Genomic DNA, 23523 nt, shown 5'->3' with positions numbered 1-23523 from the left:
TTCTGTCGTTTTCTGCAACGCCACGGTACTCGCGCCCGCGCGCCAGAACGAGCGCGTTGGGATCACTTGTCTGTTCCGAAAACAACATTGTCCGGCGGACACAATTTGTTACTCGATCAGGCGCCGGTACCGTTCCACGCAGGCGCCGCAGTTCGCCTTGCGGGTGCTGTGGCCCGGCCGCAGCGGGGGATTGCAGTCAGCTGCCGTTGGGCCTCGGGCCCGGGCGGCTGGGCCGCCTGCAACGCAGCAGGCCGCCCGTGCTGTCTTTGACGTTGATGAATACTCTTGGGTTTGTTGCCCTGCGGCCCGATAATGGGGCCATGGAAATCAAGTCCGACAACCCCGACCACGGCTTCCAGTTCCCCGGCCAGTTCGAGCTCAGCGCCATGGGCCCGGCCAACCGCGGCCTGGAGCATGAGCTTCCCCGTCTGCTGCTGGCTGCCGGCATCGATGTGGTGAACGAACGCATCAGCTGGAAGCATTCGTCCAACGGCAAGTACGTGTCCGTCCGCATCGTGTTCAAGGCCGAGAGCCGCGAGCAGTACGACCTGGCGCACCAGGCACTGCGTGACCACCCGGAAGTGAAGTGGACGCTGTAGCCGACAGCTGCCCGGCCGAAGCCGCCCCGGAAGACCGCGCGCCGCGTCCGGCGGTGGTCCGTGACCTCGGCCGCCAGGCCTATGAACCGGTGTGGCGCGCCATGCAGCGCTTCACCGACCAGCGCAGCGACGCCGATGCCGACGAGCTGTGGGTGGTGGAGCACGACCCGGTGTTCACCTTGGGCCAGGCCGGCAAGGACGAGCATGTGCTGGCGCCGGGCGATATCCCCGTGCTGCACGTGGACCGCGGCGGCCAGGTGACCTATCACGGCCCCGGCCAGATCGTGGTCTATCCGTTGCTGCGCCTGCCGCGGCTGGGCATCGGCGTGCGCGACTACGTGTGCCGCATCGAGCAGGCGCTCATCGATACCCTGGCCGAGTGGAACATCGGCGCCGAACGCCGCGAGGGCGCCCCGGGCGTCTACGTCGGTGGCGCCAAGATCGCCGCGCTCGGCATCCGCGTGCGCCGCGGCTGCACCTTCCATGGCCTGGCCTTCAACGTGGCCATGGACCTGGAACCCTTCCACCGCATCAACCCCTGTGGCTATCAGGGGTTGCAGGTGACCTCGGTGGTAGACTTGGGCGGCCCCTCCGGGATGGATGCCGTCAAGCCGGTGCTGCTGGACCACCTGGCCCGCCAGTTCGGCCTGCTGCTGCAGCACACGCCGGAACTGCCCGATCTTTCTGCGGCCGCCTGACCGCCCCCCGGAACTGCCATGACTGAAACCACCGCCCGTTCCATTCCCCTGCAGATCGTGCAGGGCGACTCTCCGTCCGCCGCGCCGTTGCAGGCCGGGGTCAAGCAGCTGGGCGGTGACAAGATCAACCGTTCGCCGGTGCAGTTCGCCGACGCGCCGGTGCTGCGCAAGCCGTCCTGGATCCGCGTGCGCATTCCCTCGGGCAATGCCGTGCAGAACCTGAAGGCCAAGCTGCGCGAGAACCGCCTGGTGACGGTGTGCGAGGAAGCCAGCTGCCCGAACATCCACGAGTGCTTCGGCCATGGCACGGCAACGTTCATGATCCTCGGCGAGGTCTGTACCCGTCGCTGCTCGTTCTGCGACGTGGCCCACGGCCGCCCGAAGCCGCCGGATGCCAACGAGCCGGCCAGCCTTGGCCAGACCGTGGCCGACATGGGCCTGAAGTACGTGGTGGTGACCAGCGTCGACCGCGATGACCTGCGCGATGGCGGTGCCCAGCACTTCGTCGACTGCATCACCGCCATCCGCGCGAAGTCGCCGGGTACCCGCATCGAAGTGCTGACCCCGGACTTCCGCGGCAAGGGCCGCATGGAGCGCGCGCTGGAGATCCTGGCGCAGAACCCGCCGGACGTGTTCAACCACAACATCGAAACCGTGCCGGACCTGTACCGCAACGTGCGTCCGGGTGCGGACTACCAGTGGTCGCTGAACCTGCTGAAGAACTTCAAGGCGCAGCACCCGGACGTGCCGACCAAGAGCGGCATCATGCTGGGCCTGGGCGAAGAGTTCGAACAGATCAAGGCCACCATGCGCGACCTGCGCGCGCATGACGTGGACATGATCACCATCGGCCAGTACCTGCAGCCGACCGCGCACCACCACCCGGTGCTGAAGTACTGGACCCCCGAGGACTACAAGGCGCTGGAAGACTACGGCTACGAGCTGGGCTTCAGCCACGTGGCCTCCGGCCCGATGGTGCGCTCGTCGTACCACGCCGACGTCCAAGCCAAGGGCGCGGGCGTCTCCTGACACCCTGCCGGTGGGTGGGAGCTACTTCTCCTGTGGGTGCGGACCGTTGGTCCGCACACCTCCGCACACCTCTGCCTGCTGTAGAGCCGAGCCCATGCTCGGCTGCTTGCTGGCGGCCTGCCGAGCAAGGGCTCGGCCACGCCTTCGCCTGCATTCACAATTTGCTACACCGGCCCCGCTAGGCTGGTTTTCCACCGAGCGCGGCCGGGTGACAAACCCGGCAACTTTCGGCACTGTCGTGGTGTCTGAACACCCTGCAGTCTCCCCCTTGGCAAGGCGCCTTCGAGCACGTCAATGAAATTCAAAGCCCCCGCATTCCTGATGGCCCTGGCGCTGGTCGCGCCGCTGGCGCTGGCGGCCAAGGCCGACTCGCCCGCATTGCCCGCGGCGGCCACCGCCGATCAGGTGACCACCTCCAAGCTGGTGTACGGCCTGTTGTCCGACAGCCGCTACGCCTACCGTCCGCGTGCGCTGGACGAGGCCACCTCCAAGGACGTGTTCAAGCGCTACCTGGAGACCCTGGACGGCGGCAAGCAGTACTTCACCCAGGCCGACGTGGCGCGCTTCGCGCCGTTCGAAGCCAATATTTCCTCGGCCATCCGTGGCGGCGAGCTGGAGCCGGCGTTCCAGGTGTTCGCGGTCTACAAGCAGCGCGTCGGCGAGCGCGTGGCCTATGCGCGCAAGCTGCTCAAGCAGGAGCCGGACTTCACCACCGACGAGCGTTTTGAGTACGACCGCAAGAAGGTGCCGTGGGCGGCCAGCAGCGCCGAGCTGGACGAGCTGTGGCGCAAGTCGGTGAAGAACGACTGGCTGCGCCTGAAGCTGGCCGGCAAGAAGCCGGATGACATCCGCAAGACGCTGGACAAGCGCTACGCGACGCTGGAGAAGTCGGTCAACGAGCTGAAGGGCGAAGACGTCTTCCAGTTCTTCATGAACTCGTACACCAGCGCGGTTGATCCGCACACCGATTACTTCACGCCGCGCACCGCCGAGAACTTCAACCAGGCGATGTCGCTGTCGCTGGAAGGCATCGGTGCGCAGCTGCAGCGCCAGGACGACGTGGTGGTGATCCGCGAGATCATCGCCGGTGGTCCGGCCGCGGTGGACGGCACGCTGAAGCCGGGTGACCGCATCGTCGGCGTTGGCCAGGGCAAGTCCGGCCTTGTCGAGGACGTGATCGGCTGGCGCATCGACGATGTCGTGGCCAAGATCCGCGGCGCCAAGGACACCCAGGTCAAGCTGGAATTCATTCCGGCCGCTGAAGGTGCCGACGGCAAGCACCACACCCTGCTGCTGACCCGGCAGAAGGTGCGCCTGGCCGAACAGGCCGCCAAGGGCGAGACCATGACCATTCCGGCCGCCAACGGCGAGCCGGCACGGAAGATCGGCGTGATCAAGCTGCCGACCTTCTACCAGGACTTCGAAGGCCGCCGCCGCAATGCCGCCGACTATGCCTCGGCCACCCGCGACGTGGCCAAGCTGCTGGCCGGTTTCAAGAACGACAAGCTGGACGGCGTGGTGCTGGACCTGCGCAACAACGGTGGTGGCTCGCTGGATGAAGCGATCGAACTGACTGGCCTGTTCATCGAGCAGGGCCCGGTGGTGCAGGTGCGCGAGTCCGGTGGCCGCGTCACCGTCAACAGCGACCGCAACCAGGGCGTGGCGTGGGACGGCCCGCTGGCGGTGCTGATCAACCGTGGTTCGGCCTCGGCCTCGGAGATCTTCGCCGGTGCCATCCAGGATTACGGTCGTGGCCTGGTGATCGGTGAGACCAGCTTCGGCAAGGGCACCGTGCAGAACATCGTCGACCTCGACCGTTGGCCGAGCGGCGAGACCCAGCGCTTCGGCCAGGTCAAGCTGACCATCGCCCAGTTCTTCCGCATCAGCGGCAGCAGCACCCAGCACAAGGGTGTGGTGCCGGACCTGGCCTTCCCGGCCAGCGTCGATGCCACCGAATTCGGCGAAAGCACCTACGACAACGCGCTGCCGTGGACCCGCATCGCTGCCGTGCCGCACACCCAGTACGGCAACTTCGCGCCGCTGCTGCCGAAACTGGAGACCCGTCACGACGCGCGTATCGCCACCGACAAGGAATTCCAGTGGTGGAACGAGGACGTGCAGCAGTTCCGCACCGAGGCCGCGAAGAAGTACATCTCGCTCAACGAGGCCACCCGTCGCGCCGAGCGTGAGCGCCAGGACACCCAGCGCAAGGAGCGCCAGGTGCAGCGCAAGGAACTGGGCCTGGCCCTGGACCCGCTGGCCGATGACAGCAGCGACGATGGCCTGACCGGCAACGAGCGCGACATCGTGAAGGATGCCGCCCGCGAGAAGGCTGCCGAAAAGCGTCCGGACCCGCTGCTGCGCGAGTCGGCCTCGATCCTGGCTGATGCAGTGAACCTGCTGGCCAACGACCGCCCGCTGTCGGCGCAGGTGCTGCCGCAGTCCACCGGCGCCGGCCGCTGGGCGGACTGAGCGGAGACGGCATGTGATACCCGAGGGGCCGGCATTGCCGGCCCCTCTGCGTAAAAGGGGACCGCAAAAGGGGACGGAGGGAATTAAGTCGTTTGTGGCACAAACGACTTAATTCCCTCCGTCCCCTTTTCGTGCATGAACCGGGAGCAACGTGGGGGGGCATGTCGACCTGCCGCACACGGGGGCGGGACTACCCTTGGTGCTTCCGTTCTCGCAGGAGTACCCATGCGGGCCTCCCGTCTTTCCAGCGCTGCCGTGGCGCTCACCAGCGCCCTGATCCTCTCGGCCTGTGGGGGCCGTGCCGCCGACAGCACCGTGCTGCGCGAGTCCTTCGATTCCGGCGATACCTTTTCGCGCACCGTTGAGGGACGCCCAGGCGACGCCTGCGAGGCGGCGCGCCGCACCCTGCTCAGCCAGGGCTATGCCATCGCCCGTTCCGATGATGCACAGGTGGAGGGCAACAAGAATTTCCAGCCGCGCGAGGATGACCATGAGCAACTGGTGCTGCGCATCTCCTGCGCCCCGCGTGGCAGCCAGACGCTGGTGTTCGTCAGCGCCGTGCAGGATCGCTACGCGCTGAAGAAGAGCCCGACCTCGGCCAGTGTCGGTGTGGGCGCGCTGGGCTCGGTGTCGCTGCCGTTCGGCAGCAACGACGACTCGCTGGTGAAGGTGGCCAGCAGCACGGTCACCGACGCTGAGTTCTATCGTCGCTTCTTCCAGCGCCTGCAGCAGTACCTGCCGGCTGCGGCGGGTAAATCTGCGCCATCGCCATCGCCATCGCCATCGCCGGCAGCGGCGCCGGAGCCCGCACCGGCGGTCACGGACCAGGGCTGAGCGTGCGCGGCAAGTGGCTGGGTATGGCCCTGCTGCTGGTGCCAGCGTGGGGCGCCACAGCGTCATCCGTGGACTGTGCGCAGGGCCTGCTGCAACGGCTGGGGTGGCGCTTCGAGGACGCGGATCTTCGTGCGCCGCAGGTACACAAGGGGCCGGTGTGTACGCGTGCCTCGCTCGCCGCGGCGCAGGCAGCCGGTGATCTGCGCGTACGCTGGCCCGCGGATCTGCCTGCAGGCGAACGACAGGCACTGCTGCAGCAGCTGCTGGAAGACCCTGCCACGGTCTGCGCCTATGCCTTCGAGCTTGGGGCGGCCACGCGGCGCGCGACCTCGGCATTGCAGGGCAATGCCACGTTCCGTTTCTCCGGCCCGCAGCTGGGCTGGATCGGCTTCGGTCTGGGTGGCGCATCGGCACAAGGCTGGCAGCGTACGCGCAGTTTCGGTCGTGGTTTCGTGCCCAGTGCGGGCAACAGCCATGCGCTGCAGACGTTCTACAGCGGTAGCGTGCGTGCCGAATGCGGTGTCGGCCGCCAGGTCGCGCAGCTGGCCACCCAGCGCGAGCTGTATGGCGATGCCGCGTTCGATACGGAGTTCGCAGCAGATGAACTGTCGATTGGCACCTTCCTCGCGCTGCACGATACCGACAGCATCCTGCTCGGCGCACATGCTGGCGATTTCTTCGCCGACGGCAAGGCGGTGCGCACGTCGGTGATGGGGCGGCAGGCGTTCGTCGGCGTGCCTGGTTTCATCGAACATGTGTACGACAAGGGCATGCTGGACGACCTGAGCAACCAGGCCGAGAACTTCGTGGTGGTCGAGGTGGGTGAGGGCGCTGCGCAGGCGTTACAGCTGCACGGCGGCCTGGCCTGGTACGACCAGCGCAATGCTGAGCTGTGGAAACTGGCGCAGGACATCCCGCGCATCGGCCAGCGCTACTTCGAGCGCCTGCTGTTCGAGCGCGATCCACACCTGCGCGCACGGCTGGCGCCGCGCTACCACAACACGCTGGCACGCATGGACCAGCTGCTGGACGATCCGTTCTACCAGCAGTTCGTGATCTATGTGCATCCGCGCGGTATACGTCCCATCGGCTACCACATCGCCCGCCTGCTCGATCGTAATCCGCGCACGCCGTTTTCGATCGACCTGGCGGTGCACAATCTGCATACCACGCTCTACCGGCGTTGGCGCGAGGCGCAGCTGCGCCACTGCGCGGCTACCGGCAGGCCAGGCAGCCTGACCCTAGACCCCAACTGAAGGTGAAACAATGGACATTGCAATGATCGGCCTCGGCCGCATGGGCGCCAACATGGCCCAGCGCCTGCATCGCGGCGGCCACCGCGTGGTCGGCTACGACCCGGGCGAAGGCGCCCGCCAGCGCGCCGCCGAGGCCGGCCTGGAGGTGGTTGATTCGCTGGCCGCCGCCGTGGCCGCGCTGCCGGTACCGCGCGTGGTGTGGCTGATGGTGCCGGCCGGCGAAACCGTCGACCAGACGCTGGGCCAGCTGACTCCGCACCTGGCCGAGGGGGACATCGTCATCGACGGCGGCAACTCCAACTACCAGGACTCGATCCGCCGCGCCAAGGCGCTGGCCGAGGACGACCTGGGCTACGTCGACTGCGGCACCAGCGGTGGCGTGTGGGGCCTGCAGGAAGGCTACAGCCTGATGGTCGGTGGCGAAGCATCGGTGGTGGAGCAGATCGCACCGCTGCTGCGCACGCTGGCCCCGGCCGAAGACCGCGGCTGGGCGCGTGTCGGCCCGTCCGGCGCCGGCCATTTCACCAAGATGGTCCACAACGGCATCGAGTACGGAATGATGCAGGCCTATGCCGAAGGCTTCGCGCTGATGGAGCGCAAGCAGGAGATGGAGCTGGACCTGGCGCAGGTGGCCGAGGTGTGGCGCCACGGCAGCGTGGTGCGTTCCTGGCTGCTGGACCTGAGTACCGAAGCCCTCAAGCGCAATCCCTCGCTGGATGGCATCGCGCCGTACGTGGAGGACTCCGGTGAAGGCCGCTGGACCGTCGCCGAAGCCATCGCGCTGGACGTGCCGGCGCCGGTGATCACGCTGTCGCTGCTGGAACGCCTGCGTTCGCGTGAATCGAATTCGTTCACCGATCGCCTGCTGTCGGCGATGCGCAATGAATTCGGCGGCCACGCCATCAAGAAGTCGTAAGCACTGCGGTGGGGTCGGATCCCTTTCCGCAGGAAAGGGCTCTGACCCCATGCAGCCAGTCGAGCATGGCTCGACTCTACAAAAGCATTCTCCGATCGTTGCCACGTCATCCACGCATGGCGTGGATGTGTCGACCAAGGTCGACACCTACCGTCGGGCGCGGGAATCTGTCGAAGGCGGGGTGGGTCCGGTTGCGGGGGCGTGAGCGCCATGGGCCCGAGGCATGCCTCGGGCGGGTTGGGCAGGACGCCCAACCCCGGTCTTGCCGTGTGCGCAGGACAGCGCACACGAGCAAGGCGCGACCGAGCCTACAGGGACGCATTTTCGGCGTCCCCCGCAACCGGGCCCACCCCGCCGTCTCACGGACAGCTTGCTTTTGACGTTGGCGTTGACGTTGCCGTCGATTCGGCAGGTGCAGGGCGCAGCCCTGCCGGTCATCCCAACTGCACCCGCCGTCCTTCGCGTGCGCTGTCCATGCCGGCCTGCAGCAACCGCATCAGCTGCAGCGCCTGCACCGGGCTGACTGTCGCTTCGCCATCGCCGTGCATTGCCGCCGCGAACTGTGCATACAACCGCCGGTAGTCGCCCGGCAGGTTGTCGACCGTCGTGCGCTGCACGTTGTCCTCGGCGTCGCAGCGCAACAGCTCGCCATGCCGCGGATCAATGCCCCAGCCCGGCGCGCCTGGCGCCACACCCCGGCGCAGCTGCGCTTCCTGCACATCCAGTCCGTGCTTGATCCAGCTGCCATCGCGGCCATGCACTGCGAAGTGCGGCGTGGGCGCCGCCACCAGTGAACCGGCGTGCACGATCGCGCGGTGTCGCGGGTAGTGCAGCACCGCGTGGAAGTAATCGATGCCGCTGCCGCCTTCGCGCTGCACGGCCAGATCGGCATCGATCGCCTCGGGCCAGCCGAACAGCACCAGCATCTGGTCGAGCAGGTGCGGGCCGAGGTCGTACCACAGGCCACTACCCGGCCCGTCCTGCTCGCGCCAGCGGTCGCGCACCTGCGGGCGGTAACGATCAAAGTGTGCATGGCACTCGGCCACGTCACCGAGCGCGCCTTCGGCCAGCAGCGCCTGCAGGGTGAGGAAGTCGGCATCGAAGCGCCGGTTCTGGAACACGGTCGCGATGCGTCCGGCATCGCGCGCCGCAGCCAGCACCGTTTCCGCTTCGGCCACATCCAGCGCGAACGGCTTGTCGACCAGCACGTGCTTGCCTGCCGCCAGCGCGGCGATCGCCAGCGGCGCGTGCTGTTCGTTCGGCGTGGCGATCACCACCGCATCCACCGCTGGATCGTCGAATACATCCTGCGGCGTGGTGCGCACGTGCACGTCGCTGAACGCGCGCAGCAGGGTGTCGCGTTGCGAACTGACGATGCTGTGCAGCACCAGCCCGGGCGTGTGCTGGATCAGTGGCGCATGGAAGACGCGGCCGGCGAGGCCGTAGCCGATCAGGGCCAGTTGCAGGTCGGGGCGCATGGCAGGGCTCCGGCAGTGGGAAGGGCAGGGTAAACGACGGGTGCTGGCCGTCCAAAACTGAACCGTTGCCTTTGGAAACGTTTCGATTCACGGCGGCATGACCGCAACGCCACGCCTGCTCTACGGTGGCTTGTCCAGACTGGCAGCACATCCCGAAGGAGTACGACACGATGAGCAGTACCACCCGCACGCTGATTGCTTCCGCCCTGACCCTGGGCCTGGCGCTGTCCTCCTCGGCCGCATTCGCCAAGGACCCGGCCGCGAAGAGCCCGCCGACCAGCACCCATCCGACGACCCATGCCGATCGCCATGACTCCAACGAGCCGGTGACCGATACCTGGATCACCACCAAAGTGAAGGCCGATCTGCTGGCCAGCAGCAACGTTCCGGGCACTGAAATCAAGGTGGAAACCGTGAATGGCGTGGTCAGCCTGAGCGGTGCCGTGGCCACCCAGGCCGAGAAGGACAAGGCGGTCACCACCGCCAAGGGCATCAAGGGCGTGACCCGCGTCGATGCCGCCGCATTGAAGGTCAGCGCCGCTGCCAAGCGCTGACCCCGGTGGGCGCCCCGGCATGGGGCGCCCGCTGCTGTGTAGCGCCGAGCGTGGGCTCGGCGCTACAGCACCGGATTCCGAACCCGTTCAGGCAACGCCGCTGGAAACCCCAGAGTTGTGACCGCCTGCGCTATATTGCCGGTTCCGCCGCAGCCGGGCTCGCCCCGGACCACGCTTCGCGGCTGTGCTGACGAGGAACTATGGCGCTGGTTTTCAGTGACGACATCTGGGACCGCTGGCGGTTGCCGGCCCTGGCGCTGGCCGCTGCCGCGATCATCGTGGTGCCGTGGTTGACCCTGCGAAAACTGCAGCAGGACAGCGAACAGGCGATGGCGTGGGTCAACCACACCCAGGCCGTCGGCGTGGCGCTGCAGCAACTGCAGGCCGACGTGCGCGATGTCGAATCGGCAGCGTTGACCTTGTCCAAGGGTGTGGATGCCCCCGGCCTGCGCGAGCGCATGGCCAAGGCCAACGAGATTCCCGGGCGCCTGGCCGAACTGGGCCGGATGACCCGCGACAATCCGGATCAGCTGATCCGCATCGGCCGCATCGAATCGATGCTGGACGGACGCTTGGCCGTGGCCCGCGAGCTGGCCAGGTCCGAACCGAACTCCGACCAGCGTGAGCTGGTACAGGATCTGAGCACGCGTTATCCGATCCGCGGCCTGGTGGAAGAGCTGCAGGCCAGCGAGCAGAAGCTGCTGGCGCTGCGTGCCGAGCAGGCCGCGCGCCAGCGCAAGCAGACCGAACTGGTGTCGTGGAGTTCGCTGCTGATCCAGCTGGCGCTGCTCGGCCTGGTGCTGTGGCTGCTGCAGCGGCAGATCGGCCGCCGCCTGCATGCGGAGCGGCAATCGCTGCGCTCGGCTGCACGCGCGGCGTCGGTGCTGCAGACCGTACGCGAACCAATCGTGCTGCTCGACCGCGACCTGCGCGTGCAGCTGCACAACCCGGCATTCGCCGAACTGTACGGCCTGCAGGACGAGCGCGCCGATGGCCTGCTGCTGGAGACGGTCGGCGACAACGCCTGGCAGGATCCGGTGGTGCGGCAGCGCCTGTCCGACGTGCTGTCGCGCGGTCGCGAACTCTGGGACTTCGAGCACGAGCAGCGCACCGCCGATGGCATGGTGCGCTACATGCTGCTCAACGCACGGCGCATGCCGCTGCCCGACACCGATGACGAAGTGGTGCTGCTGACCATCAGCGACGTCACCATGCAGCGCGCAGTGCAGCTGCGCGTGGAAGAGCTGAACCGGCAGCTGGAAGGCAAGGTCGCGCAGGTGTCCGAGGTCAACCGCGAGCTGGAGGCCTTCAGCTACTCGGTTTCGCACGACCTGCGTGCGCCGCTTCGCCACGTCGCCGGATTCTCCGACAAGCTGTCGCGCCACCTCGGCGACGCCGCCGATGACAAGAGCCGCCATTACCTGGAGGTGATCTCCAGTTCGGCCCGGCGCATGGCGGCGCTGATCGACGACCTGCTGGTCTACTCGCGGCTGGGCCGCGCGGCGATGCGGCAGCAGGCGGTGGACATGCAGTCGCTGGTGGCCGATACCCGCGCCATGCTCGATTCCAACCTGCAGGCCGAGGCCGAGAGCAGCGGCCATGCGCACCAGGTGGAGTGGAGCATCGCGCCGCTACCGATCGTGGTGGGCGACGAGAACATGATCCGCCAGGTCTGGCTGAACCTGCTCGGCAACGCGGTGAAGTACTCGGGCAACCGCGAGCCGGCGAAGATCCGCGTGGATTACCAGCAGCAGCCTGATGGCGGCCATCAGTTCACGGTCAGCGACAATGGTGCAGGCTTTGACATGGCCTACGCCGGCAAGCTGTTTGGTGTGTTCCAGCGCCTGCACAAGGCCAGTGACTACCCGGGTACCGGCATCGGCCTGGCCAGCGTGCGTCGCGTGCTGACCCGTCATGGCGGCCGTATCTGGGCCGAGGCCGAACCGGACGTCGGCGCCACCTTCCACTTCTACCTGCCTCCCGCTATCGACGCGGACAAACAAGGGCCTTCTGCATGACCACTCTGCGCACCATTCTTCTCGCCGAAGACAGCCCGGCTGATGCCGAAATGGCGATCGACGCCCTGGAAGAGGCGCGTCTGGCCAATCCCATCGTGCACGTCGAAGACGGCGTGGAAGTGATGGACTACCTGCTGCGCCGCGGCGCCTTCGCCAATCGCGAGGAAGGCCTGCCGGCGGTGCTGCTGCTGGACATCAAGATGCCGCGCATGGATGGCCTGGAAGTGCTGCGGCAGATCCGCGAGCACGAAGAACTCAAGCGCCTGCCGGTGGTGATCCTGTCGTCCTCGCGCGAGGAAAGCGATCTGGCCCGCAGCTGGGACATGGGCGTGAACGCCTACGTGGTCAAGCCGGTGGACGTGGACCAGTTCTTCGGCGCGGTGCAGACCCTGGGCAAGTTCTGGGCGTTGATCAACCAGGCACCGGAACTCGAGTGAGCCCATGCCCCTGACCGGTCCCGCCCTGGGGGCGCTGCGCATCCTGCTGGTGGAAGACTCACCGGAAGATGCCGAGCTGATGTCCGAACAGATGCTCGACGCGGGCCTGGAAGCCCGCTTCGAGCGTGTCGAGAGCGAGGCGGAACTGCGCCAGGCACTGGCTGCGTTCCAGCCGGACATTGTGCTGTCCGACCTGAGCATGCCGGGGTTCTCCGGTGATGACGCGCTGCGCATCGTGCGCGAGACCTCGCCGGAAGTGCCCTTCATCTTCGTCTCCGGCACCATGGGTGAGGAGAACGCGGTGGCGGCGCTGCAGAAGGGCGCCAATGACTACATCATCAAGCATCTGCCGGCGCGCCTGCCGTCGGCGGTGGCGCGTGCGATCCGCGATGCACGCAGCGCGGTGGAGCGTGCACGGGTGGAAACCGAACTGATGCGCGCGCAGCGCCTGGAAAGCCTGTCGCTGCTTGCCGCCGGCCTCAGCCACGACCTGCGCAACATCCTGCAGCCATTGCTGATCATGCCGGACCTGCTGAAGGCCCGCACCGACGATCCGCAGCTGCACCACCTGGCCGACGTCATCGCCGAGTGCGGCCGCCGTGGCCACGAGATGGCCGAATCGATGCTGTCGTTCGTGCGCGGTTCGCGCAAGCCGAGCGAGCGCATCGAGATCGATGGCCTGTTCGATGCGGTGGCACTGCTGTTGCGCAGCAACGTGCCCGATGCCGTGCGCCTGGAACTGCAGGTGCAGGACGAAGGACTGGTGGTCGATGCCAACTACACCGAGTTGCAGCAGGTGATGTTGAACCTGGCGCTCAACGCGATCCAGGCGATGCCCAACGGCGGCCGACTGAGCCTGACCGCCAGCCATGCCGGCGAGCGCGATGGCGTGGACTGGATGCAGATCTGCGTGGCCGATGAAGGCATCGGCATGGATGCGGACACGCTGTCGCACCTGTTCAATCCGTTCTTCACCACCAAGGCCGATGGCACCGGCCTGGGCCTGATTTCCTGCAAGCGCATCGTCGAAGGTGCCGGTGGCAGCATCCATGTCAGCAGCCAGCCGGGGCAGGGCACCTGCTTCGAACTGCGACTGCCGATGCATGAGGCCATTGATGGCAGCGAGCCGGTCGAGCAGCTGGTGGCCCTGGGCAGTGGCCAGTCGATCCTGGTGGTCGACGGCGAGGCCACGCGCCTGTCGCTGCTTGGCAATGCGCTCTCCAGCCAGGGGTATCAGCTGCAGCTGGCCTCCGATGGCCCGGCGGCGCTGCGCTGGATGCAGCAGGAGGCCTTGCCGGCACTGGTGATCGCCGATGCCGGTTCCAAGCTGCTGCCGGCCAGCCAGCTGCTGGGCGAAATGGCCACGCTGGGCTATCGCGGCCCGGCGCTGGTGCTGGAGGACGCAACGGTGGATGTATCGGCCGATGCATTCCCCGCTGGCGTGGAAGTGCACGTGCTGCGCAAGCCGCTGCAGATGCAGCAGGTGTTCCGCGCGGTGGCCGAAGCGCTGGGCTGACGCCGCGGTAGTGCCGGCCGCTGGCCGGCATCGCCGTGCGGTGGGATCACTGCGGTTGCCGGCCAGCGGCCGGCACTACCGGTCCCCGGTTTCCCTGGCGATGCGTGGCTGGTATTGGCCGCTGCCGATGCAGCAGGTGTTCCGCGCGGTGGCTGAAGCGCTGGGCTGATGCCGCGGTAGTGCCGGCCGCTGGCCGGCATCGCCGTGCGATGGGATCACTGCGGTTGCCGGCCAGCGGCCGGCACTACCGGTCCCCGGTTTCCCTGGCGATGCGTGGCTGGTGTTGGCCGCTGCAGATGCAGCAGGTGTTCCGCGCGGTGGCCGAAGCGCTGGGCTGATGCTGCGGTAGTGCCGGCCGCTGGCCGGCATCCGCGTGCGGTGGGATCACTGCGGTTGCCGGCCAGCGGCCGGCACTACCGGTCCCCGGCTTCCCTGGAGATGCGTGGCTGGTGTTGGCCGCTGCAGATGCAGCAGGTGTTCCGCGCGGTGGCCGAAGCGCTGGGCTGATGCTGCGGTAGTGCCGGCCGCTGGCCGGCATCCGCGTGCGGTGGGATCACTGCGGTTGCCGGCCAGCGGCCGGCACTACCGTTCGGTGGTTTCCCACGGGAAGCGCGGCAGGGCGTCCACCGCCTGTTCCAGCCGCCGTGACCAGTTCTGGTGGATGTCCGCATACAGCGCTGAATCCGCGCCCAGCCGCAGCTGCTGGCCGATGCGCAGTTCACCGTCGCGCAGCAGCGCGAGGTCGATCGGCAGGCCCACCGACAGGTTGGAACGGATGGTGGAGTCCAACGAGACGATGGCGGTGCGCGCCGCATCTTCCAGGTGCGTGGCCGGGCTGAGGATGCGGTCGAGGATCGGCTTGCCGTACTTGGACTCACCGATCTGCAGGTACGGCGTCTCCGGCGAGGCGGCGATGGCGTTGCCGAGCGGGTAGATCATGTACAGCCCGGGGCGCTCGCCGGCGATCTGGCCGCCGAAGATCAGCGTGGCCTGGGTATTGACCCCGTCATGGCCATGTTCGCTGTGGTTGCTGTGTACCTGGCTGTCCACCAGCAGCTGGCCGACGTACTCGGCGGCTTCGAACAGGTGGGTCATGTCGCGCAGGTTGGGCGCGCGCCGTTCGTCGGCATCGCGCCCCAGGCGCGACACCAGCAGCTGGGTGGTGGCCAGGTTGCCAGCCGCCATCAGCACGTAGGCTGCCTGGCCGGGATACTCGAACACGTGCAGCTTGCGGTGCACGCGCACATCGTCCAGCGAGGCATTGGTCCGGGTGTCGGCAGCGAAGACCAGGCCCTCGTCCACCTCGATTCCAACGCAATAGGTCATGTCGGTGCCCTATCATGTGCGTCCCGGATTGTAGGCAGGCCGCCGTGACGACGGCATGTCCACGCCCCCATCGCTGCCACCTGAACCGCATGACGACCGTGCTCCTGAGCTTGGGCAGCAATGTCCAGCCCCGCCGCTACCTCCACGCCGCGGTGGCGGCCCTGCGCGAGCGCTTCGGCGCGCTGCAGGTATCGCCGGCCTACCGTACCGCCGCGGTCGGCTTCGACGGCCCGGCCTTCCTCAACAATGCGGTGGCGATCGAGACCGATCTGCCGCTGCAGGAGCTGGACGACTGGCTGCATGCGCTGGAAGACGCGCACGGCCGCGACCGCAGCGGGCCGCGCTTCTCCGACAGGACCCTGGACATCGACGTGGTGTTCTACGGCGACCTGGTGGTGGAAGGCCCCGGCCACCTGCGCATTCCGCGCCCGGAGCTGAAGCATGCCTTCGTGCTGAAGCCGCTGGCTGACATCGCGCCGGGCTTCATCGACCCGGTCAGCGGGCTGGACCTGGCTACGCTGTGGCGCGCGCATAAGCAGTTTGGCGAGGCGTTCGAGGTGGTGGACCTCGGATGACGGAGGTTGCCGGCCAGCGGCCGGCACTACCTCAACTGACCGTACGCCCGCCATCCACGCGCAGGGTGTGGCCGGTGACGAAACTGGCTTCGGCCACCAGCCAGTACACCGCCTCGGCGATCTCCTCGATGGTGCCGATCCGCGCCAGCGGCGTGCGTGCCAGCAGCGCCTCGCGGGCGAAATCGTCCTTGCCCTGTTCCGGCCACAGGATCGCACCGGGCGCCACCGCATTGACCCGCACCTTCGGCGCCAGCTCCAGCGCCAGCGAGCGCGTGGCCATCTCCAGCGCGGCCTTGGCCATGGTGTAGGCGATGTGGTCGCGCATCGGGTCGGTGCCGTGCAGGTCGGTCAGGTTGACGATGCAGCCCTGCTGGCGGCGCAGGTAGGGCGCCGCCGCCTGTGACAGCAGCAGCGGCGCGCGTGCATTGACCGCATACAGCTCGTCCATCGCTTCGGCGGTGACCTGGCCGAGCGGGGTGGGGAAGAAGTTGGAGGCGTTGTTGACCAGCGCATCCAGCCGGCCGAAGTGGGTGACGGCCTGTTCCACCAGGTCGGGCAGGGCGTCGGCGTCACGCAGGTCGGCCTGCAGGGCCAGCACGCTGCCGGGGCGCACGTTGTCGAAATCGAACGCGGCCTGCTGCAGCTCGGCGCTGGAGGTGTTGGCATGCAGCACCACCGACCAGCCGCAGGCGTGGAACTGGCGGGCAATGGCCGCACCGATCCGGCGCGCGCTGCCGGTGATCAGGACCACGGGGTGGGTGTCGCTCATCGAGGGTCCTCCAAGGCTCGGCTATCCTGTGCACCATTGTCACCGCATTCGAAGACGCCATGCAGCCCACCTTCCCCCTGCCCGAAGCCGATGCCCTGGCTCACAGCGACCAGCTGGCGGCCGCCCTGCGCGCCGAAATCCTTGCGCAGGGCGGGGCGATGCCGTTCTCCCGCTTCATGGAGCTGTGCCTGTACACCCCCGGCTGGGGCTATTACAGCGCCGGCGCCAGCAAGTTTGGTGGCAGCGGTGACTTCACCACCGCACCCGAGCTCGGCAGCCTGTTCGCCGGCAGCGTGGCCAATGCGCTGGCCCCGGTGTTCGCCCAGTTGGGTGCGCAGGCGCGGATGCTGGAACTGGGCGGGGGTACCGGCGCCTTCGCCGAAGCCGTGCTGCTGCGCCTGGCCGAGCTCGACGCACTGCCGTCGCGGTACGCGATCCTCGAACCCAGCGCCGACCTGCGTGAGCGCCAGCAGCAGCGCCTGCAGCAGAACCTGCCGGCCGAGCTGGCCGCACGCGTGGACTGGGTCGACCGCCCGTTCGAAGAGGACTGGGAGGGCGTGGTGTTCGCCAACGAGGTGATCGACGCATTGCCGACCCCGCGCTTCCTGATCCGGGATGGCGAGGTCTACGAGGAAACCGTGGAGCTGGATGCCGAAGGCAACTTCATCCGCGGCGCGCAGCCGGCCGACATCCTGCTCAACGGCGCAGTGCGGCATATCGAGCGCTACCTGGAAAAACCCTTCGCCGAGGGCTACCGTTCCGAGGTGCTGCCGCAGCTGCCGTACTGGCTGCAGGCGGTGGCTGGCGGCCTGCAGCGCGGCGCGATGCTGTTCGTCGATTACGGCTACAACCGCGGCGAGTTCTACCAGCACGACCGCGATGATGGCACCGTGCGCGCCTTCTACCGCCATCACGTGCACAACGACGTGCATCGTTGGCCGGGGCTGCAGGACATCACCGCGTCGGTGGATTTCACCGCGATGGCCGAGGCCGGCGCGCACGGTGGTTTTGAACTGGCCGGCTACTGCAGCCAGGCCAGTTTCCTGCTCGGCAACGGCCTGGACCAGGTGCTGCTGCTGGCCGAGGAACGCACCGACGAGGTCGGCCGCATCCAGCTGCGCGACCAGGTGAAGAAGCTGACCCTGCCGACCGAAATGGGCGAGCGCTTCCAGGCGATCGGCCTGCAGCGTGGCGTCGACTTCGAGCCGGCCTTCGAGCTGGGTGACCTGAGCTGGCGCCTGTGAACCACGCGTTGCCGGTGATCAAGCCGCTGCGTCGGCCGCGGTTGTGGACCGTACTGTGGGCGACGGCGGTGCTGCTGGTGATCGTGGTCTGCCTGATTCCGCCGCCGCCGATTCCGCTGCCGGAAAACAGCGACAAGGGCGAGCACTTCCTCGCCTACTTCATCCTGGCGGGCAGCGCGGTGCAGCTGTTCCGGCGCGGACGTCCGCTGCTGTGGGTGGGCGTGGGTCTGGTGCTGATGGGGATCGGCATCGAGTTCGCGCAGGGCGCGCTGACCAGCAACCGCACTGCTGACCCGATGGATGCGCTGGCCAACACGATCGGCGTGCTGGCCGGCATGGCCACGGCACTGACCCCGCTGCGCGACCTGCTGCTGCGCTGGCGCGGGTAAAGGCATGCCAACCAAGGTTGGCACCTACCGGTAGATCCACGCCGCGCGTGGATGGAATCAGTAGATCCACGCCATGCGTGGATGAACTGCCCGAGGTGCCGACCAAGGTCGACACCCACCAGGACAGACCTGCCGTCATTTCCCCAGCGTGACCTCATCCAGCACCCACATCGCCGGGCGCGTATCGCCGGTGAAGTTGATGCACAGGTCACTGGTGCCCTGGGTGCCCTTCGGCAACGTCGCACGCAGGGTCACGAAGCCATCGGCATCCGGCTTGGCCGGCAGCGGCACTTCGGCCAGCACCTTGCCGCTGCAGTCGCCGCGCCGCACCAGCATCTCGCCATGCGCGCGCTTGGCCTTCTCGAAACGGCGCTTGGGTTCGTCGTGGGCCAACTGGAAGTAGTACGGGATGCGACCTGCACGCACTTCCACGCTGCCGATGCCGTCCAGCTGCGCCTGCGGCCAGCGCCAGCACGGCTGGAAGATGTCCACGTTGAACACTGCACGGGCGCCCTCGCGCGGGCCATCGTCTTCCAGGCGCAGCACCAGCCCCTTCTTGCCTACGCAGCTGAGCAGTTCATCACTGCGGCGGCTGAGCAGCGATTGCGCAGTGAAGTCTGCGACCGTCGGCTTCGCGGCCAGCATCTGGCCCTGGTAGAACGCGGCGGCCTGCACGGCGGCGGGCAGCTGCGCCGTCAGCGGCTGCTGGTACAGCGCGGACTGCGCGGTCACCGGCTGGCCATCGGTGCTGTAGCGCACTTCATAGCCCAGCGGATTGGCCAGCGACACGGTCACGGTGTTCTTCGCGCGATCATCGGTGTAGTCCACGCCTACTTCGAACGGGGTCTGCGCATAGGCCAGGCCCCAGGCACGGTAGCGCTGCAGCTGTGCCGGCAGGCGTGCGAGGAAATCGCGGAAATCGCGGTGTTCCGGCGTGCTCCAGCCGGTCTCGGCCACGGCGGCCAGGCGCGGGAACAGGTTGTGCTGCAGGCGTGCATAGCTGCGCGTGTGTTCGGTGAACATGTTGGCCTGCAGGCCGAGGATGTGCCCCCGCTTGTCGGCGGCCAGTTCGGCCGGCACCGGCTCGAAGTTGTAGAGCTTGCCGAGATTGACCTGGGTCGGACGGCCCGGCGGTTCGTTCGGTGAGGCCGTCTGCAGGTAGTCCAGGTACAGGTAGCCGACCGGCGACATGATCACGTCATGCCCGGCGCTGGCCGCAGCCAGGCCGCCTTCGGTGCCCTGCCACGACATCACCGTGGCCTGCGGCGGCAGGCCCCCTTCGAGGATTTCATCCCAGCCGATCAGGCGCCGGTCGTGTTCCTCCAGGAACGTCTCCAGGCGCTTGATGATGTGGCTCTGCATGGCCATTTCATCCTTGATGCCCAGTGCACGCATGCGCTGCTGCACCTGCCTGGAGGCTTCCCACTGGTCCTTCACCGCCTCGTCGCCACCCACGTGCACGTACTTGGCCGGGAACAGCTCGATCACTTCCTCCAGCACGTTCTCGAGGAAGGTGACGGTGCTGTCTTCCACGTTGAACAGGTTCGGGAACACGCCCCATTCGCTGATCGGCTTCAGCGGGGTGTTGATCGAACCCAGTTCCGGATACGCGGCGATCGCTGCGGTCGCGTGCCCCGGCACATCGATTTCCGGAATCACCTGGATATGCAGCTTCGCGGCATAGGCGATCACTTCGCGGATCTGGTCCTGCGTGTAGAAACCGCAGTACGGATGCTCCTGGCCGCTGGCCGGATCGATGCCGCCATCGCCGGCCGGCAGGCGGCAGCTGCCCACTTCGGTCAGCTTCGGGTAGCGCTTGATCTCCATGCGCCAGCCCTGGTCATCGGTGAGGTGCCAATGGAAGGTGTTGAGCTTGTGCGCAGCCATTGCGTCGAGCACGCGCTTGATCTCGTCCAGGCTCTGGAAATGCCGTGCCGAGTCGAGCATGAAACCGCGCCAGCTGAAGCGCGGCGCATCCTGGATCTGCACCGCTGGCAGTACCCCGTTGCTGCCGCCGGTGGCGAGCTGGGCGAGCGTGGTCGCGCCATAGAACAGGCCGGTTTCGTTGCCGGCCTGCACCAGCACGCCCTGCGCGGTGCTTTCCAGCGTGTAGCTTTCGCCGCTGTCGCGGAAGGTCGGGACGATCTCAAAACGGATGCCGCCGCTCCTGGATGCGGCCTTGCCCTTGGCCAGTGCCAGTCGCGGGCCACCGCTGCGGGCCAGCAGATCGGCGAACTGGGTGGCGACCCGCTGTGCGGCCTCGCCTTCGGCGCGCAGCACGGTATCGGCGCGCACGGTGATGCCGCTGCCCTGGCCGGGCTGCACCGTGGCCGGGGCGGGAATCAGCATCAGGCTGCCGGCACGCAGCTGCGGACCGGGTGCTTCGGCGGCGGGCGTGGGATCGGCGGCGAGCGCCGGCATCGCCGGCAGCAGGGCGAGCAGGCTGCCCAGCAGCACTGCGCTGCGCATCCGGGCGCGGGAAGGCTTGACCATCGGAACGACTCCTTGGAACGGTGCGATGAACGCTATACATGAAAAACGCCGGGCCCGGAATGACCCAGGCCCGGCGTGCGTGCACGACTCGGCGATGTTGCCGCCGCTGGATCAGTACTTGAAGCGGAAGTTGAGGTAGTACTGGCGACCGTTGCTGTAGAACGAGGTCGGGATGGCCGCGGTCTGGTAGTACTTGTAGGTCGGGTTGTTGAGGTTCAGGCCATCCAGGGTGATGCTCAGCCAGTCGGTGGCCTTGTAGCTCAGCGAGGCCGACAGCGTGCCGAAGTCATCCTGGTAGTACGGGTTGGTGCCCGACAGGCTGATCAGGAACGAGGAACGGCGGGTGTAGCTGACGCGGGCACCAAAGCGCTCGTTCTCGAAGTAGGCACCCACGTTGTAGGTGTTCTTCGAGGTGCCCAGCAGGTTGTGCGAACCATCCGACCAGGTGTGCGAGGTGGTGCCGTTGGCGTAGGTGTAGTTGGCATTGATGCCGAAGTACTCGCCGATCGGCTGCTCGTAGGCCACTTCCACGCCGGTGACCTTGCCGTCGGCATTGATCGGGGTGGAGATCTGGTAGGTCTCAAGCTGGTTGGTCAGTTCGCTGTACAGCTGGCGCGAGACCACGTCGAAGGCGATGTAGTCCTTCAGGTTCATGTGGTACGCGCCCACCGACAGCAGGCCGCGCGGCATGAAGTACCACTCCAGGTTGGCATCCAGGTTGGTCGACAGGGTCGGCTTGAGGTTCGGATTGCCACCGCCGCCGGTGCGGTTCAGGTCCGAACCGTACGAGGAGGCGCCCAGTGCCGAGTAGTCCGGCAGGGTCTGGGTCTGCGAGGCGGCGACGCGCAGCACCAGCGAGTCGTCCAGGTCGAACTTGATGTTGGCGCTGGGCAGCACACGGTTGCGCTTGTTCTGGAAGGCCAGGCGCTCCCACATGCCGAACAGGCTGCTGACATCGGCGTCGGCAGCCTTGCTGACGGCGTTGTAGGTGTCGATGTCCTGCTTGATGTTGACGTAGCGCAGGCCGACGTTGCCGCTCCACCAGTCGCCGCGGAAGTTGGCCTGCACGTAGCCGGCGAAGTTCTTTTCCTTCACCTTCCACTCGGCGCCATAGTTGTGGCGACCGGTCGGGCCATCATTGCCGGCCAGCCAGGTGGAGTTGTTGGTCACGGCGTCCTTCAGCGCACCCGGAGTGAAGTACCAGAGGTTGCGCGGGAAGGTGCCGCCGATGTCACCGGCAAAGCCACTCGGATAGTTGGCCGTGGCACCGTTCTTCAGCGCGCTCCAGATGTCACCCGGGGTTGCACCTTCCGGCGACAGCGCTTCGCGCTTGTGGTCGGCGAAACGCAGGCCGAAGTCGATCGAGCTCAGCACGCCGCCATCATTGAAGTACTGGTTGAAGTCGAGCGTGGCCCACTTCTCCTTGTCTTCAGCCGTGACCTGCTGGTTGCCCCAGGTGCCGAAGCTGGTCACGCCGTTGGGCGAGATATCGCCGCCGACATTCCAGTCGATCGGCGAGCCATTGCCGTGGGTGGTCCAGCCGACGCCGCCGCCGTTGCCCAGGGTGACCTCGGCGATGTACTGGCGCGGCGTCTCGCCGGTGCCCTTGGTGCTGCCGGCCTGGAACTTGGCGGTCAGGCTGTCGTTGATCTGCCAGTCGGCATCGAAGGTGACATAGCTCGACTTGGCCTTCGACTCGCGGTAGATCATGTCGTACACCGCATAGTCGGTGCCCGGCACGCCCTTGTAGGTGGCGTTGGTCAGCACGCCATCCTTGATCACATAGCCCGGATCCGGCGCCTGCGACTTGGCGAAGCTGTTGCCGAACATCATGAAGTTGCGGTTGTAGTTGTTCGCCTTCAGCTCGGAACTGAAACCGTTCAGGCCGAGGGTGAGATTGTCGCTCGGCTTGAACTGCAGCGAGACCAGGCCACCCTTGCGCTCGCGGGTCTGCTCGAACAGGGTCGAGCCCAGCAGGCCGGGAACTTCCACGCCATTGAGATCGGGATGCGGCGCAACGCCCTTTGCCGCGTTGCCCTTCACCACGTCGTCGTTCGGGCCGAGGGTGAAGAAGCCACCCGGGATTTCCTGCGCTTCACGGCGCAGTTCGCGCTTCTGGCTGAAGCCCTGCACCATCACGCCGAAGGTGCCTTCGTCGTTCTTGTAGTTGAACAGTGCCGAGTACTGCGGGTCGTTCGACTTGGCCTGGTCCGAACGCACCATGCCGATCGAGCCTTCAGCGGTGAACTGCTTGGAGAATTCCAGCGGCTTGCGGGTGATGATGTTGACGGTACCGGTGGTGCCGCCGTCCTGCAGCTTGGCCTGCGAGGACTTGTTCACTTCCACCGAGCTGACCAGTTCCGACGGCAGCAGCGAGTAGCTGACGCTGCGGCCGACGTTGTTGCCCTGGCTGAGCACGAACCAGTCGGCCGAGCCCACGGTGTGGCCGTTGATCAGGGTCTGGGTCAGGCTCGGGCTGGTGCCGCGCAGGCTGACACGGTCGGCTTCGTCGAAGCCGCCTTCATCGGCGCTGGACGAGCTGATGTTGACGCCCGGCAGGCGCTGCAGGGTGTCGGCGACGTTGTGCGCCGGCAGCTTGCCCACGTCCTCGGCGGTGACCACTTCCACGCGCGCATTGGCTTCGCGCTTGGTGTCCAGCGACTTTTCCATCGAGCCACGGATACCGGTAACCGTCACGGTGTCCAGGTCGGTGGCGGTCGGGGCGGCCTGCTGCGCGTGCGCACTGAAGGCGATGCAGCTGACGATGGCGGCCGAAAGCAGGGTCTTGCGGGTGTTCATGATGTCTCTCCTCATCACTCGATTGGATGCCGGCGGCGGTGTTCGGTTACGGTTGCGAAGACATGCGCGGGGCGGCGGCGAAGTCCCGTGCGTTGGCGTGCCACGTACAGCGTGCTGCGAT

Annotated in this window: 21 protein-coding genes; 16 read left to right on the top strand and 5 right to left on the bottom strand. The window is 67.1% G+C overall.

What is annotated here, in order from left to right; genetic code table 11:
- Nucleotides 1-320 precede the first annotated feature (320 nt).
- From AB1281_RS16820 to gnd, 7 genes are all read left to right on the top strand, one after another.
- Nucleotides 321-599, top strand: a complete 279-nt coding sequence (locus tag AB1281_RS16820; RefSeq protein WP_005411067.1) for a YbeD family protein — start codon at nucleotides 321-323, stop codon at nucleotides 597-599.
- Nucleotides 587-1297: a lipoyl(octanoyl) transferase LipB gene (gene lipB / locus AB1281_RS16815; RefSeq protein WP_014038512.1), complete on the top strand. Its 711-nt coding sequence runs from the start codon at nucleotides 587-589 to the stop codon at nucleotides 1295-1297. Before AB1281_RS16820 ends, lipB begins: the two co-directional genes overlap by 13 nt.
- An 18-nt stretch (nucleotides 1298-1315) precedes the next feature.
- Nucleotides 1316-2326, top strand: coding sequence for a lipoyl synthase (lipA, locus tag AB1281_RS16810; protein WP_014038511.1), 1011 nt, complete (start codon nucleotides 1316-1318; stop codon nucleotides 2324-2326).
- 294 nt (nucleotides 2327-2620) lie between these two features.
- Nucleotides 2621-4798, top strand: coding sequence for a carboxy terminal-processing peptidase (locus AB1281_RS16805; protein ID WP_430346457.1), 2178 nt, complete (start codon nucleotides 2621-2623; stop codon nucleotides 4796-4798).
- A 225-nt stretch (nucleotides 4799-5023) separates the two neighbouring features.
- Nucleotides 5024-5632 (top strand): DUF2242 domain-containing protein, encoded by a 609-nt coding sequence (locus tag AB1281_RS16800; RefSeq protein ID WP_430346456.1) that lies wholly within the window; start codon nucleotides 5024-5026, stop codon nucleotides 5630-5632.
- Nucleotides 5633-5655: 23 nt separating this feature from the next.
- Complete coding sequence (locus AB1281_RS16795) at nucleotides 5656-6888, top strand: hypothetical protein (RefSeq protein ID WP_430346455.1); 1233 nt, start codon at nucleotides 5656-5658, stop codon at nucleotides 6886-6888.
- A gap of 10 nt (nucleotides 6889-6898) precedes the next feature.
- A complete protein-coding gene (gene gnd / locus AB1281_RS16790; protein ID WP_006470430.1) occupies nucleotides 6899-7804 on the top strand; it encodes a phosphogluconate dehydrogenase (NAD(+)-dependent, decarboxylating) in 906 nt (301 codons plus the stop codon).
- A gap of 434 nt (nucleotides 7805-8238) precedes the next feature.
- Here gnd and AB1281_RS16785 read toward each other — a convergent pair whose 3' ends face one another.
- The gene (locus AB1281_RS16785) at nucleotides 8239-9282 is read right to left on the bottom strand and encodes an oxidoreductase (RefSeq protein WP_430346454.1); all 1044 of its coding nucleotides are present in this window, start codon (nucleotides 9280-9282) and stop codon (nucleotides 8239-8241) included.
- 170 nt (nucleotides 9283-9452) lie between these two features.
- On the opposite strand from AB1281_RS16785, the gene AB1281_RS16780 reads away from it, so the two are divergent.
- From AB1281_RS16780 to AB1281_RS16755, 6 genes are all read left to right on the top strand, one after another.
- Nucleotides 9453-9836: a BON domain-containing protein gene (locus AB1281_RS16780; RefSeq protein WP_430346453.1), complete on the top strand. Its 384-nt coding sequence runs from the start codon at nucleotides 9453-9455 to the stop codon at nucleotides 9834-9836.
- Nucleotides 9837-10036: 200 nt separating this feature from the next.
- On the top strand, nucleotides 10037-11854 hold the full coding sequence (locus AB1281_RS16775) for a sensor histidine kinase (protein ID WP_075676233.1): 1818 nt from the start codon (nucleotides 10037-10039) through the stop codon (nucleotides 11852-11854).
- Entirely contained in the window at nucleotides 11851-12291 is a 441-nt protein-coding gene (locus AB1281_RS16770; protein WP_005411057.1) for a response regulator, read from the top strand. Before AB1281_RS16775 ends, AB1281_RS16770 begins: the two co-directional genes overlap by 4 nt.
- Before the next feature lie 4 nt (nucleotides 12292-12295).
- Entirely contained in the window at nucleotides 12296-13807 is a 1512-nt protein-coding gene (locus tag AB1281_RS16765) for a hybrid sensor histidine kinase/response regulator (RefSeq protein WP_075676234.1), read from the top strand.
- A gap of 40 nt (nucleotides 13808-13847) precedes the next feature.
- On the top strand, nucleotides 13848-13976 hold the full coding sequence (locus AB1281_RS16760) for a hypothetical protein (protein WP_430346452.1): 129 nt from the start codon (nucleotides 13848-13850) through the stop codon (nucleotides 13974-13976).
- Between the two features lie 40 nt (nucleotides 13977-14016).
- A complete protein-coding gene (locus AB1281_RS16755) occupies nucleotides 14017-14145 on the top strand; it encodes a hypothetical protein (protein ID WP_430346451.1) in 129 nt (42 codons plus the stop codon).
- A 244-nt stretch (nucleotides 14146-14389) separates the two neighbouring features.
- On the opposite strand, the gene AB1281_RS16750 is transcribed toward AB1281_RS16755, so the two are convergent.
- Nucleotides 14390-15133 (bottom strand): 20S proteasome subunits A and B, encoded by a 744-nt coding sequence (locus AB1281_RS16750; RefSeq protein WP_014038503.1) that lies wholly within the window; start codon nucleotides 15131-15133, stop codon nucleotides 14390-14392.
- Between the two features lie 89 nt (nucleotides 15134-15222).
- Here AB1281_RS16750 and folK point away from each other — a divergent pair, with 89 nt between their 5' ends.
- Nucleotides 15223-15708 (top strand): 2-amino-4-hydroxy-6-hydroxymethyldihydropteridine diphosphokinase, encoded by a 486-nt coding sequence (gene folK, locus AB1281_RS16745; protein WP_075676236.1) that lies wholly within the window; start codon nucleotides 15223-15225, stop codon nucleotides 15706-15708.
- Between the two features lie 31 nt (nucleotides 15709-15739).
- On the opposite strand, the gene AB1281_RS16740 is transcribed toward folK, so the two are convergent.
- Entirely contained in the window at nucleotides 15740-16477 is a 738-nt protein-coding gene (locus AB1281_RS16740; protein ID WP_430346450.1) for a pteridine reductase, read from the bottom strand.
- Between the two features lie 59 nt (nucleotides 16478-16536).
- Here AB1281_RS16740 and AB1281_RS16735 point away from each other — a divergent pair, with 59 nt between their 5' ends.
- Both AB1281_RS16735 and AB1281_RS16730 read left to right on the top strand, forming a co-directional pair.
- The gene (locus AB1281_RS16735; protein WP_049442845.1) at nucleotides 16537-17721 is read left to right on the top strand and encodes a class I SAM-dependent methyltransferase; all 1185 of its coding nucleotides are present in this window, start codon (nucleotides 16537-16539) and stop codon (nucleotides 17719-17721) included.
- A complete protein-coding gene (locus AB1281_RS16730; protein ID WP_430346449.1) occupies nucleotides 17718-18110 on the top strand; it encodes a VanZ family protein in 393 nt (130 codons plus the stop codon). The genes AB1281_RS16735 and AB1281_RS16730 overlap by 4 nt, the downstream gene beginning before the upstream one ends.
- Before the next feature lie 135 nt (nucleotides 18111-18245).
- On the opposite strand, the gene AB1281_RS16725 is transcribed toward AB1281_RS16730, so the two are convergent.
- Together AB1281_RS16725 and AB1281_RS16720 are read right to left on the bottom strand one after the other, a co-directional pair.
- Nucleotides 18246-20603 (bottom strand): beta-N-acetylhexosaminidase, encoded by a 2358-nt coding sequence (locus tag AB1281_RS16725; protein WP_430346448.1) that lies wholly within the window; start codon nucleotides 20601-20603, stop codon nucleotides 18246-18248.
- A gap of 111 nt (nucleotides 20604-20714) precedes the next feature.
- On the bottom strand, nucleotides 20715-23402 hold the full coding sequence (locus tag AB1281_RS16720; protein WP_430346447.1) for a TonB-dependent receptor: 2688 nt from the start codon (nucleotides 23400-23402) through the stop codon (nucleotides 20715-20717).
- Nucleotides 23403-23523: the final 121 nt, after the last annotated feature.

The organism is Stenotrophomonas sp. NRRL B-14846 (assembly GCF_050473585.1).
GTDB lineage: Bacteria > Pseudomonadota > Gammaproteobacteria > Xanthomonadales > Xanthomonadaceae > Stenotrophomonas.
Note: the sequence above shows the minus strand (reverse complement) of the source record. Positions and strands in the feature narration are given on the sequence as shown.